The sequence below is a fragment of the Phocaeicola fibrisolvens genome, assembly GCF_025567125.1.
In the GTDB taxonomy this organism is placed as follows: Bacteria; Bacteroidota; Bacteroidia; order Bacteroidales; family Bacteroidaceae; genus Phocaeicola; species Phocaeicola fibrisolvens.
In genome coordinates this window covers 43,367-55,980 of the sequence record NZ_JAOQJI010000025.1, presented here as the reverse complement: position 1 = coordinate 55,980, position 12,614 = coordinate 43,367, and the positions used below count along the sequence as shown (strand labels likewise).

The 12,614-nt window shown below is 45.0% G+C and carries 12 protein-coding genes; 8 read left to right on the top strand and 4 right to left on the bottom strand.

The window, feature by feature from the left end:
• Window positions 1-239 (bottom strand): transposase (locus OCV81_RS11070; RefSeq protein WP_148330064.1); only part of this gene is annotated, 239 nt, incomplete at its 3' end.
• On the opposite strand from OCV81_RS11070, the gene OCV81_RS11065 reads away from it, so the two are divergent.
• Window positions 216-740 (top strand): outer membrane beta-barrel protein, encoded by a 525-nt coding sequence (locus tag OCV81_RS11065; RefSeq protein ID WP_317259224.1) that lies wholly within the window; start codon window positions 216-218, stop codon window positions 738-740. The two genes, OCV81_RS11070 and OCV81_RS11065, sit on opposite strands and share 24 nt — an antisense overlap.
• Before the next feature lie 407 nt (window positions 741-1,147).
• Here the strand turns inward: OCV81_RS11065 and OCV81_RS11060 are convergent, their stop codons facing one another.
• Window positions 1,148-2,020 carry a copper resistance protein NlpE N-terminal domain-containing protein gene (locus tag OCV81_RS11060; protein ID WP_148330063.1) on the bottom strand — a complete coding sequence of 291 codons (873 nt, stop codon included), beginning with the start codon at window positions 2,018-2,020 and terminating at the stop codon, window positions 1,148-1,150.
• Between the two features lie 265 nt (window positions 2,021-2,285).
• Here OCV81_RS11060 and OCV81_RS11055 point away from each other — a divergent pair, with 265 nt between their 5' ends.
• The 4 genes from OCV81_RS11055 (at window position 2,286) to OCV81_RS11045 (ending at window position 3,287) form a co-directional block, all read left to right on the top strand.
• A complete protein-coding gene (locus OCV81_RS11055) occupies window positions 2,286-2,660 on the top strand; it encodes an AraC family ligand binding domain-containing protein (RefSeq protein WP_148330062.1) in 375 nt (124 codons plus the stop codon).
• A 99-nt stretch (window positions 2,661-2,759) separates the two neighbouring features.
• Complete coding sequence (locus OCV81_RS11050) at window positions 2,760-2,966, top strand: hypothetical protein (RefSeq protein WP_148330061.1); 207 nt, start codon at window positions 2,760-2,762, stop codon at window positions 2,964-2,966.
• Window positions 2,888-3,133 (top strand): 4Fe-4S dicluster domain-containing protein, encoded by a 246-nt coding sequence (locus OCV81_RS17865; RefSeq protein ID WP_394802537.1) that lies wholly within the window; start codon window positions 2,888-2,890, stop codon window positions 3,131-3,133. The genes OCV81_RS11050 and OCV81_RS17865 overlap by 79 nt, the downstream gene beginning before the upstream one ends.
• The gene (locus OCV81_RS11045) at window positions 3,126-3,287 is read left to right on the top strand and encodes a hypothetical protein (RefSeq protein WP_262640332.1); all 162 of its coding nucleotides are present in this window, start codon (window positions 3,126-3,128) and stop codon (window positions 3,285-3,287) included. The genes OCV81_RS17865 and OCV81_RS11045 overlap by 8 nt, the downstream gene beginning before the upstream one ends.
• Window positions 3,288-3,638: 351 nt before the next feature.
• On the opposite strand, the gene OCV81_RS11040 is transcribed toward OCV81_RS11045, so the two are convergent.
• Window positions 3,639-4,262: a TetR/AcrR family transcriptional regulator gene (locus OCV81_RS11040; protein WP_148330059.1), complete on the bottom strand. Its 624-nt coding sequence runs from the start codon at window positions 4,260-4,262 to the stop codon at window positions 3,639-3,641.
• A gap of 8 nt (window positions 4,263-4,270) precedes the next feature.
• On the bottom strand, window positions 4,271-8,464 hold the full coding sequence (locus OCV81_RS11035) for an acyl-CoA dehydratase activase (protein WP_148330058.1): 4,194 nt from the start codon (window positions 8,462-8,464) through the stop codon (window positions 4,271-4,273).
• A 334-nt stretch (window positions 8,465-8,798) separates the two neighbouring features.
• Between OCV81_RS11035 and OCV81_RS11030 the strand changes: the two genes are divergently transcribed.
• The 3 genes from OCV81_RS11030 to metH are packed head-to-tail and all read left to right on the top strand — an operon-like array spanning window position 8,799 to window position 12,614.
• The gene (locus OCV81_RS11030) at window positions 8,799-9,368 is read left to right on the top strand and encodes a Yip1 family protein (protein ID WP_148330057.1); all 570 of its coding nucleotides are present in this window, start codon (window positions 8,799-8,801) and stop codon (window positions 9,366-9,368) included.
• Window positions 9,368-9,826 carry an SsrA-binding protein gene (gene smpB, locus OCV81_RS11025; RefSeq protein WP_022354222.1) on the top strand — a complete coding sequence of 153 codons (459 nt, stop codon included), beginning with the start codon at window positions 9,368-9,370 and terminating at the stop codon, window positions 9,824-9,826. The genes OCV81_RS11030 and smpB overlap by 1 nt, the downstream gene beginning before the upstream one ends.
• 28 nt (window positions 9,827-9,854) lie before the next feature.
• Complete coding sequence (metH, locus tag OCV81_RS11020; protein ID WP_148330056.1) at window positions 9,855-12,614, top strand: methionine synthase; 2,760 nt, start codon at window positions 9,855-9,857, stop codon at window positions 12,612-12,614.

Here is a 12,614-nt window from a genome sequence, read left to right as displayed (position 1 = left end):
CAGGAATAGATATTGTTCATATAGGCATACAAAACAGCTTTGAGCATCATTCGTGGGTGATAGGGAGAACGGCCGAACTCCTTATACAATTTATGGAACGAACTAAGGTCAAGATTGTCAACCATAGCATTCAGAATACGTACAGGATCGTCCGATGGAATATTCTCATCTATTCTTTGTGGGAAAAGGACGATTTGATTGGGATTGGAAACAGCATGGATAATTTTGATAAAATGCATAATCTGACGGGTATGGTAAATATGCAATATCCAGTGAAGTGGTGGATGCCTTCGCTTACGCTGACCTGCATGAAGACCTTCTTCAGTTATCCGGGGCCGAACGAAAGTGTCCTAAAAGCCGGGCGTCCATTGGTGATGGTGAACTTCAACAACAGTTTCACACTTCCTTCCGGATTCCTGTTGTCTGCTGATTTTAATTATGGTTCCAGAGGCTATTATCAGTTGTACGAAGCGAAGAGTTATACCTCCTTCAACTTGAGTTTGAAGAAATCGTTCCTGAAAGACAAGCTTCAACTTTCATTGGATGCTTACGACATTTTCAATAAGAACAATACGCGTGCTTCAGCCCGTCTGAATGATATTATCATGCACAGTGTCGGAAAGGAGGAAACCCGAAAAGTCGGTTTCACGATTACTTATCGCTTCCGCACGGAAAAGAAGATGAAGAATCAGAGTGCGGCCGAGACGGAAATGTCGCGGTTGAATATGGACAATCAGTAAAGAATACTGAATGAAGGGTTTTGAGGAAGTGTAAAGCCATATTTTTCACTCCCCAAAAGAATGAAATAGAAATGAGTAAGAATAATTTTGTGATACTTTTGGGTAAAGAATTCTTTGTTTTATTTCAGCTGTCAGCAAGGATTTTTATTCATTTACATTGAATTCATATCAATTAAATTAAGTAAAATTACCCCCAAAGTTACACGTAAAACTATTGGGGGTATTTATGAATTGAGTCGTTCTTACTGGCAGGTTTAGTCTGTTTCTTTTCCCCAAAGTTCAATATCTGTGGGAGCCCGATAAATGGATATGAGGGTAAAGAAAAAGCAAATAATGCTTACGATTAGGTATTCAAGTATGATTTGTATCATAGTCTTTGTTGTTTAGATTTATTATTTCTATTTTATTTATTCTTCTATGTATTCATATTTCTGATGATTGGTAATCAATACCGCATTGCGATGATTCAGAAGTTGCCATTCTGTTTGTCCGTCTGTATAGATTGCCGTCTTGGCGGAAGCTTCAGTCTGAGGTAGTGTATAACAGTTTGAAAGCGTGGAATGAAGCAGTTTTACAAAGGCCTGTTGTCCGTCATTGTAATAGATGACGTCCAATATGTTTGGAAGAACATTTTCCTCCTTTTCATCAGTTATACGGTAGATATTGTTGCAAGGTGTCAATAGGGTAAAGGTGTATGCAGCAGTATCATTCTTGAAAGTCAGTTCTTGTAATGAAGAAAGCCGTGGTACAGGTAGAGAAAGCTTTATGTGTTTTCCTGCATCGGCATATTCTTTTATGGAATCATTTTGTGAACTCTCCTCCAAGTTGTATTTGTTATCTCTGAAATAAAAATCAGCAAACTGCTTTCCTTTCCGGCTGTATACTTTGAGAAGGGCATCTTCTCCGCTTTGGTTTTCCTTGAGTGACTGTGAGATGAAAATCTCAGGTAGTGAGTTTTGGGTAGAAACTTGTCTTAAACTTATATTTTTATATGACAGGTGATTGGAATCACATGTAAATTCCATTTGATTGTCCAAATGAAGCGTTTGTCCTTGTTGTTTGATATCTCCATAAGTGACAAATGTTTCAGGCCGTGTAAGATACTTTTCCAGCAGTTCGTATTTGTTTCCATCGATTGTCAGCATGATGTAAATGCCGGGACAATCTGCAGCCGGCAGTATACCTTCGTAGGTTCCGTCATGCGTGTGAGAGACCGAGCATGCAGATAAGGGAAAAATGATACAGATAAGTATCAGTTGTAAAATCTGGTTTGTTTTCATGATGTTTGTTTAGGTATGGTTAATGAATTTTTTTTATTATATCTTTGGAGAATAATTTACTCATTGTTGGTAAGATAGTGTACGGAGGTTTATTGAAATTGTAATTGTATTGATAGGGGAAGAATAGCTTGCTCAGACGCAATGGTTTCAAGGTAAGTTTTCTTAACTAGTTTTCTCGTTTGTGGGTAGTGAGTAAATATAAATATTTATGGTAATTGTATAGAAAACAAATAGGAGCGGAAAAGGTTCAATAAAATGGGAAGATTTGAAGAATTTAGTATTTTTACAAGTTCGTGAAATAGATTTAATCTTTAGGAGAAAAGTGTCAAAGTTACCTCAGCATAAAGTTTCCAATCTTTTGGAAATGGGAATTTATCTTCGCCGATTTTTGCCAGGTGTGTCGCAAGATACCCCTGTGACGTATACGCATCAGGACGATTATTATATGTTTGGTTTTGTGGAAGCTGGTGAGTATGAGATATGTATTGACTTTAAGACTTATCAGATAACCGCAGGGACAGTAATGATGACACAGCCTGGACAGGTATATGAACTTCTAAATTCTTCAGGTCTGTCAGCCTATGTTCTCTTTGTGGACAGCACGTTTGTGGAGGAAATTCAGAAAAGAGTCTTTGGGTAATATATATTAAGTTCTCAAACCGTTATGTTGCCCGTTTCACTGCGGAGAGATATGGAGTAGTTATTCCGTATGTTGGCTGAAAGAGAAAAAGACAAAGAGATGTTCAAATCATTTATTCAGCGTCTTGCGCTTTCCATTCTGGAGCTTGTGGGCTATGCCATGCGGGGGAATTTGCCTCTCCAAAACAACCTGCATCGGTATATAGAGCATACCATTGCCTTCAAAGAATTACTTCGATTGTATGTAGAGAAAGTCATAGGCGATACCAGACGGAATACACTCAGCTTGATGCTCATCGGTGTATAGGGTGTATTGACTGCATGAAAGTATGCCCTGAGCAGGTGATAGGTAAAATTCAGCTGTTGTGGCACAAGCATGCTGTAATCAGGAATACTGACCGTTGTATCGGTTGTCTGAAATGTATGAAGGTTTGTCGGCATCAGGCAATTTTAAAAAGGAAAGAATATGAATAGAAAGTGGCTTTATCGCACTGACATTACGTTGAGGCGTTTGTTTCTGCTGACACTGCTTAGCGGCTTGAGTATGCATGCCGTCGGACATGGCTGTGACAGCAAGGGAATCGGTTATGGACAGCTGTGCATCTGTTGTGTGCCTGGTCGTTTTTAGTATGTTCTTGGATACATATAAAAGCGCATTGGGGATGGTATCGGAATTTGGGGAAAGGTTTTGGAAGGCACAGTAAAGTGACCTGCTTTCTTTCTGTTATGTATTTGCTGACCGTGGTTTCCGGAATTATGCTTCTGACATTGAAAGGGACTGGAAATACTCATTGGGGAATATGCCATTTCCAGACAGGCCTTTTCTTTGAGGTATTGGGAGTTTGGCACTTGTGCAGTTGGTTGAGGCAGCTTCGAAAGTTGCGGTGAAAGTATTGGAAGTATTACCACATCAAGATGAATGAAGCAGAAAGACTCTCTTTCAGCAAGGTGAAAAACAACGTGAAAGAGAGTCTTTTTCTTATTCTGATATGCATAAGAGATTTACCATCTGACGGACAATGTAGGGTTTCCATTCTGTCAGTAAATCTTCGAAGTTTTCATCTTCATCCAGCATAGTCGTATTCACCAGATTGCGTGAAATAAAGGGAAATATCAGTGCGCTGTAGAATGTGAAAAAAACCATGCGTGATGGTACTTTCCGTAGTTTTCCACTGTTCATCTCTTCCTGTAGGCAGTCTTTCAGATTTTCAAAGAAATGGGATATGTTTAAGTTTTGGAAAGCTGTAAGCATAAAGTTCATGTCGCGGTGCATTTCCCTTACTACGAACAATGGCAGATAAGGATTCTGCAGCCACATGCGGTAATACACGTCTACTACTTGTTCAATCCGTTCAGGAAAGGACCGGTCCTTTTGTTGTATGATGTTTTGGAGCTGGGGGATGATGGATTGGATAATCATGCCGAAGACAGCATGAAACATTTTATCTTTTGTTCTGAAATAATAATGTAATCCCGGACGATTGATGCCTACTCGTTCGGCAATCTCGCTCATGCTGGTATCAGAGTAGCCTTTTTCCATGAACAAGGATTTGGCAGTTTGCAGAATTTTGTTTTCTAGGTTGAGTTTTTTTTCTTCAGTCATGGTATTCGTTATTTTAAGTGGTCAATGAACAATAGCAGGCGGTTGGTAACGTTGACGTCACTGACTCCGCTGTCAAAATCCAGGGAAAGGATGTTCATTTCGGGGTAGAAATGTTTGATACGTTTTTCTATGCCTTTCGATACGATGTGGTTGGCAATACAGCCAAAAGGTTGCAGGCTGACCACATTGTAGATTCCTTGGCGGGCATACGACATGATTTCTGCCGGAAGCAGCCAGCCTTCGCCGAATTGAGCGTTTAATGAGATAACCTTCTGGGCTTCCTCTGCTTCTTCAAAGATGTCCTTGAAGGGGACGAAGTAGCGGAATTCCTTTCCAATCCGGTTGGCTTTTTCAATCTGTTTCTTGATCAGCAGGTAGGCCGACTTGTAGACGAAAACGGGGAGTGTTTCTTTCTGAATATGCGATTCTATCCGGGCTTTCCGGTTGACGAAGTTTTGCATGAAGAAATCGGTCAGGACGGAAGGTACCACTTCAATGCCCTGTTCCGTCAGCCACTCAATGATGTTTTTCTGTGCGAAAGGGTTGAATTTCAGGAAAATTTCTCCTACCACTCCCACTTTGGGACAGTCGATGTTGCGGGAAATGGAATTGAATTCTTCGGCGGCCTGCGACATCAGCTTCCATAATTCTTTGCTCCGGCTGGCCAGTAGCAGTTTTTCGGCCTGCTTCAGGTATTTATCCCGAAGTAGTTTAGCCTGTCCGGGTTCCTTCTCACGCACGGCAGCCGCGTAATAGAATTTAGCGATGCAGTCACTGTAAAGAATACTGCGGAGCGCTACCGGCAAGATTTTTATCCAGTTTATCTTGAAACCGGGCTGCCCGGTTTCCATCGAACGTCCGAAAGTCAATGATATGACCGGGGTGGACGGATAGCCTGCTTCTTCCAATGCTTTCTGAATGAGCGGCAGGTAGTTGCTGGCACGACACTGCCCGCCGGTTTGGGTCATGGCGACGATGGTCTGTTCCGGGTTGTATTTTCCGCTCTTGAAAGCTTTGATGACATCGCCCACAATCAAGGTAGCTGGATAGCATACCTCATTGTTGGCATACTTCAATCCCCATTCACACGATTCCGTATTACTGAGTGCCAGGTTCTCCGTGTCGTATCCGGCTAAATGCATGATGGCGGGAATTAGTGGAGAAATGAATGGCGTGAAGAACGGCAACAGAATTTTTTTGTGACGAAGGTCACTCTCACTGACTACAGGAGTCGTGGAAACAGGTGTTTCCTTTCTGTCCATTTCAGTTTCATGAAAGAGCTTCATACTTTCTGTCAGTGAACGGATACGGAGTTTCATGGAGCCCACGTTGCTGATGTCGTCCAGTTTGAGAAGGGTGAAGGGCTTTCCTTTTCGAATCAGTATGTCGCGAACTTCGTCTGTTAGAAAAGCATCAGGTCCGCATCCGAAAGACGTCATTTCGATGAACTGCACGTCTGTCCCTTGTGTAGCACACCATTGTGCAGCTTTCAGAATCCGGTTGGGATAAGACCATTGTGCCAAAAAATGCGTATGATTCATGTCTTGAGGCAAGTTACGTACGATGTCGTCTGTGATGACATCGATTCCCATGTCTGCCAGTATATCGGAAATTTTATGTTGAATCAGCATGTCGGTATGATAAGGTCGTCCGGCCAGAAGAATTATCGGATGATGTTGTTTCCGGGCTTTTTCCAGCAATTGCAGATTATACTTGGTCAGTGACTGCTGGAATTTGTCTTGTGCTTGCTCTGCTTGAGCAAAGGCTTTTCGGATACAGGATTCTTCCACTCCCAGTTCTTTCAGGTAATAGGCACATTGTGTATATAGCAAATCTCTTTCTTTGAAGGAGATGGATGGCGAGTCGATGGGGATTCCCATGTTTTGTACACTTTTGATAACTTCTGCATATCCAGTCACGATGGGGCAGTTGTAGCTGTTTTGTTCATTGCCTTTCTTCTCGAAAATGACGAAAGGCATGAAGATTCGGTCTACTTTTTGGTCTATTAATTGTTGTATATGAGCATGTACCAGTTTGGCTGGGAAGCAGATATTGTCGGACATGACTTTCCGGGCATTCTGTTCGTAATCTTTAAAGTCTGACTTTCCAGATAGCAAGACCCGTATGCCACATGTCGTGAACAGAGTGTGCCAGAAAGGAAAATCCTCATACATATTCAGGCTTCTGGGGATACCGATGGTCATTCGGGGAGTCGGGACTTCAAACTGAGTGCGTTGAAACAGTTGCTGGTTCTTGAAGTGATATGCGTTTTCACCGGCTTCTTCCTTGGAACCGTTTGTGAAAATTTTTTCACATCGATTACCAGAGTAATAATTCTTTCCGTTGTCGAATCGATAGCGGAACACTTGGCAGTGGTTGTCGCATCCTTTGCAATGCAGGGTGTGAGTCGTATAATGGGCTTTTGAAAGAATATCTTCTAGCGAGAGTGAAGTCTGGCTGTGGCGGCGGGCATATAAAGCACAACCGAAAGCTCCCATCAGTTCTGGTTTGTTACACCGGATGACTTCTGTTCCGGTCAATCGTTCCAGGGCACGTACTACGGCATCGTTTCGCATGGTTCCTCCTTGTACTACAATGTGGTTGCCAAGTTCGGCTGCATCTTTTAATTTCAGGACCTTATACAGGCAGTTTTTCATCACGGAATAAGCCAGTCCGGCTGCGATGTCATCTATGGTTGCGCCTTCCCGCAGGACTTGTTTTACTTTTGAGTTCATAAAAACAGTACATCTGGATCCTAAATCGCAGGGCTCGGAAGCACGGCAGGCAGCCTGTGAGAATTCTTGAGCTGTATATCCCAGTGTGTGGGCAAATGTCTCGATGAAAGAGCCGCATCCGGAAGAGCAGGCTTCGTTGATTTCAATCCGGTCGATGATTCCCTGATGAACGAAGATGGCTTTCATGTCTTGCCCACCGATGTCAAGAATGAATGAGACCTCTGGGTCCAGGTAATGAGCAGCTACGTAATGTGCAATAGTTTCTACGATTCCTGCATTTAACTGGAAAGCCGCTTTGATCAGGTCTTCCCCATAGCCGGTGGAACAGCTTCCTTTAATACAGAGGGTTGTGTGATGTGCTTCACATTGCGTTTTCAGTAAATTCAGTCCTTCGGATACGGTTTCGATGGCATGTCCGCCGTTGGGTTGGTAATAGGTGAACAGTATTTGGTCATCTGGGTCAGTTACAACAATCTTTGTGGTGGTGGAACCGGAATCAATTCCAATGTAAACATCTTGTATTCCTGATTTCCAGTGAGTTGCTTTTAATTGATGTGTGGAGATTCTGTTTTCCCATTTTTTGTGCTCGTCGGCTGTGGAGAAAATCGGAGGTAGTCCTTGTGATGAGCGATTGGAATATCCGGGGATACGCAGTTGGTCTGTCAATTGGGAAAGTTTGTATGTTGAAGCTTTTTGTGTAGATGAAAGTGCTGCACCCAAAGCAGGTAGCAGAGTGCCGTTTTCAGGCAGCACGATGTCTTCTGCTTGTAAGTGAAGATATTCTATGAAAGCTTTTCGAAGGGCAGGAATAAAGGTTAACGGGCCACCACAGAAAAGAACCGGTGCTTTGATATCCCATCCATGTGCTAGAGTGACTACGGTTTGTACGGCTACAGCATGAAAGATGGAAGCAGCGATGTCTTCTCTGCTTACGTTTCTAGCCACCAGATTCTGGATATCTGTCTTGCAAAATACACCGCATCGGGATGCTATCGGATATATGCGGGTAGCCTTAAGCGCGAGTTTGTTCAGCTCTTCCACATCTGTGCCGAGAATTACGGCCATTTGGTCGATGAATGCTCCTGTTCCTCCAGCACAATTTCCGTTCATTCTTAAATCAGTAGGCTGGCCATGAGTGAAGAAGACGATTTTTGCATCTTCTCCACCAATGTCAATCATGGAAGTGATTTGTGGATAATGTTGCTGGATGGCTTTGGTGGCTGCTACAACCTCTTGGACAAAGGGCAATGAATATTGTTCTGACAAACCCATACCTACTGAGCCGGTGAGACAAAGATACACATCTGCGTCACCGATTTTATTCAGCAGCTCTTGGAGGATATTTGTTACGGTCTCTTTTGCTTTTGCATGATGTCGTTTGTATTTTGAAAATATGAGGTTTCCTTTTTCATCGATGGTTACCACTTTGACTGTGGTAGAGCCCATGTCAATCCCTATTTTATACATGTTTTTATAAGTTTTACACTATTGTCAAACGCAAAAGTAAAGAACATAAATTGATTTAGGAAGGGGATGAGATAAGAAATTAACATAAATTATTCGGAACGTTAAAAGTCGATTCTTGATGACATTGGAAGCCTTTAGAAAACTTGGAGCAAAACGCCCGGACATTTTGTTTCAGATGCGAAAGTGTTTTTCAGTCGGATTGATTTCCCTTTTATTTTTGCCTCTTGTTTAAGGGACATTTAAATAGCTTGAAAAGATATTCGGCTCTTTCTCATATCTCATTCTTTTTTGTAAATTTGCATTTCGTTTCGTCGCATAATGAAAAGAATTAAGAATGAATTATAAAGAATTGTTTCATAAAATGGCATTTTTGCTTTCTTCGCCCGGACGTTTTTGGGAAAAAGAGGCATCCGAAGGAGAAGGAAACCGAATGATGTCAGAATATGTTTATCCGTTGATCGGATTGTGCGGTTTATCGGAATTTATTGGTACCTTTATCGGACGTGATGTCAGTACGGAATTTTTTCAATGGGCACTGACTCGTTGCTGTGCCGTAGCCGTGGCCTTGTTTGGAGGTTTTTTCCTGGCTGCATACCTGCTCGACAAAATCAGTTGGAGGTGGTTTGACAAATATCTTCCGAAAGATAAGCTGCAGGTGTTCGTAGGGTATTCCATGACAGTCTTGTTTGTGCTTGACATAGTGAACGGACTGGTTTCCATTGAAATCCTGCACTGGATATTGCAGTTGTATACGGTGTTGGTTGTGTTTGAAGGGGCACGGCGCTTTTTAGGTATTGCGGAAAGCAAGCTGACGTCGTATACGGTGGTAGCTTCCATCTTGATTCTGCTTTCTCCGATAGTGATAGAATCTGTGTTTAATAAATTGTCTGTAATTTTGAATTGATGAGACCAGTTGCAAATAATATTAATATCAAGAACAAGCGGGCATCGTTCGATTATGAATTCATCGATACGTACACCGCAGGAATCGTGCTGACCGGTACGGAAATCAAGTCCATCCGGCAAGGGAAGGCGAGTCTGGTAGATACGTTCTGCTTCTTCTCCCGTGGGGAACTGTGGGTGAAGAACATGCACATTGCCGAGTATTTTTACGGTTCGTACAACAACCATACGGCGCGGCGCGACCGTAAGCTGCTGCTGACCAAGAAGGAACTGCGGAAACTGCAGCGCACCTCCGAGGAGCCGGGCTTTACCATTGTGCCTACCCGCATGTATATCAACGAGCGTGGACTGGCCAAGGTGGTCATTGCGCTGGCCAAGGGTAAGAAACAGTATGACAAACGTCAGACATTGAAAGAGAAAGAAGACCGGCGGATGATGGACCGCATGTTCAAACGCTAAACCAAACGATTAAAGGGTAGGCATGCCTATGCAGACAAAGACAATACCACAACTGATACGGGAACGTATCCTGGTGCTCGACGGGGCAATGGGTACGATGATACAGCAATATAATTTGTCGGAAGCGGATTTCCGTGGGGAACGTTTCAAGGAGGCAAAGGGACAGCTGAAAGGAAACAACGACCTGCTGTGCCTCACGCGTCCGGAGGTGATAGAAGACATTCACCGGAAATACCTTGAAGCGGGAGCCGACATTATTGAAACCAATACGTTTAATGCCACTTCGGTGTCGATGGCCGACTATCATGTGGAGGCCTATTGCCGGGAAATCAATCTGGCAGCTGCCCGTTTGGCCCGTCGGATAGCCGATGAGTTTACAGCTTTGAATCCGGAGAAGCCTCGTTTTGTGGCGGGGTCTGTGGGGCCGACCAACAAGACGTGCTCCATGAGTCCGGATGTGAACAATCCGGCTTTCCGGGCATTGACCTTCGATGAATTGCAGGAGGCTTATTGCGAGCAGATGGAAGCCTTGCTGGAAGGCGGGGTGGATGCCTTGCTCATCGAAACCATTTTCGATACGCTGAATGCCAAGGCGGCGATTCGGGCGGCGGAACTTTCGATGGAAAAAACGGGTCGGAAGGTTCCTCTGATGCTGTCGGTTACGGTATCGGATGTGGGTGGACGTACGTTGTCGGGACAGACACTGGATGCGTTTCTGGCTTCAGTGGAACATGCGGATATTTTCTCTATCGGACTGAACTGTTCGTTCGGGGCCCGTCAGTTGAAGCCTTTTTTGGAAAGACTGGCTGCCCGTGCACCTTATTATGTCAGTGCGTATCCGAATGCCGGATTGCCGAACACACTGGGACAGTATGACCAGACGCCGGAAGATATGGCGGCCGAGGTGAAGGAATATATCGACGAAGGACTGGTCAACATCATTGGTGGATGTTGTGGTACCACGGAAAAATATATAGCCAAATATCAGGATTTGATTCGGGGGGTGCAGCCTCGTGTGCCGGTGCAGCCGCACAAGTATATGTGGCTGTCGGGACTGGAACTGCTGGAAGTGTCACCCGAAATCAATTTCGTGAATGTGGGGGAACGCTGCAACGTGGCAGGTTCGCGGAAGTTCCTCCGGCTCATCAACGAGAAGAAATACGAGGAGGCTTTGTCCATCGCCCGCAAGCAGGTGGAAGACGGGGCATTGATTCTCGATGTCAATATGGACGACGGACTGCTGGATGCGGCAGAAGAGATGACCACCTTCCTGAACCTGGTGGCTTCGGAACCGGAAATCGCCCGTGTGCCCCTCATGATTGACTCTTCCAAATGGGAAGTGATTCGTGCGGGACTGAAGTGTGTGCAGGGTAAATGCATTGTCAACTCCATCTCCTTGAAGGAAGGGGAGGACGTGTTTGTGGCACATGCCCGTGAGGTAAAAGAGCTCGGGGCGGCTGTCATTGTCATGGCTTTCGACGAGAAGGGGCAGGCCGATACCTTCAGCCGCAAGATTGAGGTCTGTGAACGGGCTTACCGTATTCTGGTGGACAAGGTAGGATTTAATCCACACGATATTATTTTCGACCCCAACGTGCTGGCCGTGGCTACGGGTATCGAAGAACACAACAATTACGCGGTCGATTTCATTCAGGCTACCGGATGGATACGCAAGCATCTGCCGGGAGCACATGTGAGCGGAGGAGTGAGCAACTTGTCGTTCTCTTTCCGCGGCAACAATTATATCCGTGAGGCCATGCATGCGGTGTTCCTCTATCATGCCATTCAGCAGGGTATGGATATGGGCATTGTGAATCCGGCCACTTCCGTGCTTTATACGGACATTCCGCAGGATATCCTGGAACGGATTGAAGATGTGGTGTTGAACCGCCGGTCCGATGCGGCGGAACGGCTGATTGAAACGGCGGAACGGCTGAAGCGGGAAAAGGAAGGAACGGCTTCGCAGGAAGGACATGAGGCTCAGTTGCTGTGGCGTAAAGATACCACGGTGGAAGAACGGTTGCAGTATGCATTGGTGAAAGGACTTTCAGACTATCTGGAAGAGGACTTGCAGGAAGCGCTTTCCCGTTACCCGAATGCAGTGAGCATCATTGAAGGTCCGCTGATGGCGGGCATGAACCATGTGGGCGATTTGTTCGGTTCGGGTAAGATGTTCTTGCCGCAGGTAGTCAAAACGGCGCGTACCATGAAGAAGGCCGTAGCCATTCTCCAGCCTTATATCGAGGCGGAAAAGGAGGAGGGTGCCCGCAGTGCCGGAAAGGTGCTGGTGGCCACGGTGAAGGGCGACGTGCACGACATCGGAAAGAACATCGTATCGGTGGTCATGGCGTGCAACAACTATGAGATTATCGACTTGGGTGTGATGGTACCGGCAGAGACAATTGTGGAGACGGCCATCCGGGAAAAAGTGGATATCGTAGGGTTGAGCGGACTGATTACACCTTCATTGGAGGAAATGGTGCATGTGGTGACGGAACTGCAGCGTGCGGGAGTGGATGTGCCGGTGATGATTGGAGGGGCAACCACCTCGAAATTGCACACGGCTTTGAAGATTGCGCCCGTATATCACGCGCCGGTGGTGTACATGAAAGATGCTTCGCAGAATGCGCTGGTGGCTGCCAAACTGCTGAATCCGGAACAGCGTCCGGCTTTTGTAGAGGCGTTGAACGAGGAGTATCAGGCTTTGCGTGACAAGAACAAGCAGAAAGTGGTGAAGACGGTGTCACTGGAAGAAGCGAAGAAAAACAAGTTGAATCTTTGGGATTAA

What these genes read in the sequence shown, in the direction of transcription:
- OCV81_RS11065 (WP_317259224.1), top strand. Translation starts at nt 216, where the DNA reads ATGGATAATTTTGATAAAATGCATAATCTGACGGGTATGGTAAATATG.
- OCV81_RS11060 (WP_148330063.1), bottom strand. Translation starts at nt 2,020, where the DNA reads ATGAAAACAAACCAGATTTTACAACTGATACTTATCTGTATCATTTTT.
- OCV81_RS11050 (WP_148330061.1), top strand. Translation starts at nt 2,760, where the DNA reads ATGTTCAAATCATTTATTCAGCGTCTTGCGCTTTCCATTCTGGAGCTT.
- OCV81_RS11045 (WP_262640332.1), top strand. Translation starts at nt 3,126, where the DNA reads ATGAATAGAAAGTGGCTTTATCGCACTGACATTACGTTGAGGCGTTTG.
- OCV81_RS11040 (WP_148330059.1), bottom strand. Translation starts at nt 4,262, where the DNA reads ATGACTGAAGAAAAAAAACTCAACCTAGAAAACAAAATTCTGCAAACT.
- OCV81_RS11035 (WP_148330058.1), bottom strand. Translation starts at nt 8,464, where the DNA reads ATGTATAAAATAGGGATTGACATGGGCTCTACCACAGTCAAAGTGGTA.
- OCV81_RS11030 (WP_148330057.1), top strand. Translation starts at nt 8,799, where the DNA reads ATGAATTATAAAGAATTGTTTCATAAAATGGCATTTTTGCTTTCTTCG.
- smpB (WP_022354222.1), top strand. Translation starts at nt 9,368, where the DNA reads ATGAGACCAGTTGCAAATAATATTAATATCAAGAACAAGCGGGCATCG.
- metH (WP_148330056.1), top strand. Translation starts at nt 9,855, where the DNA reads ATGCAGACAAAGACAATACCACAACTGATACGGGAACGTATCCTGGTG.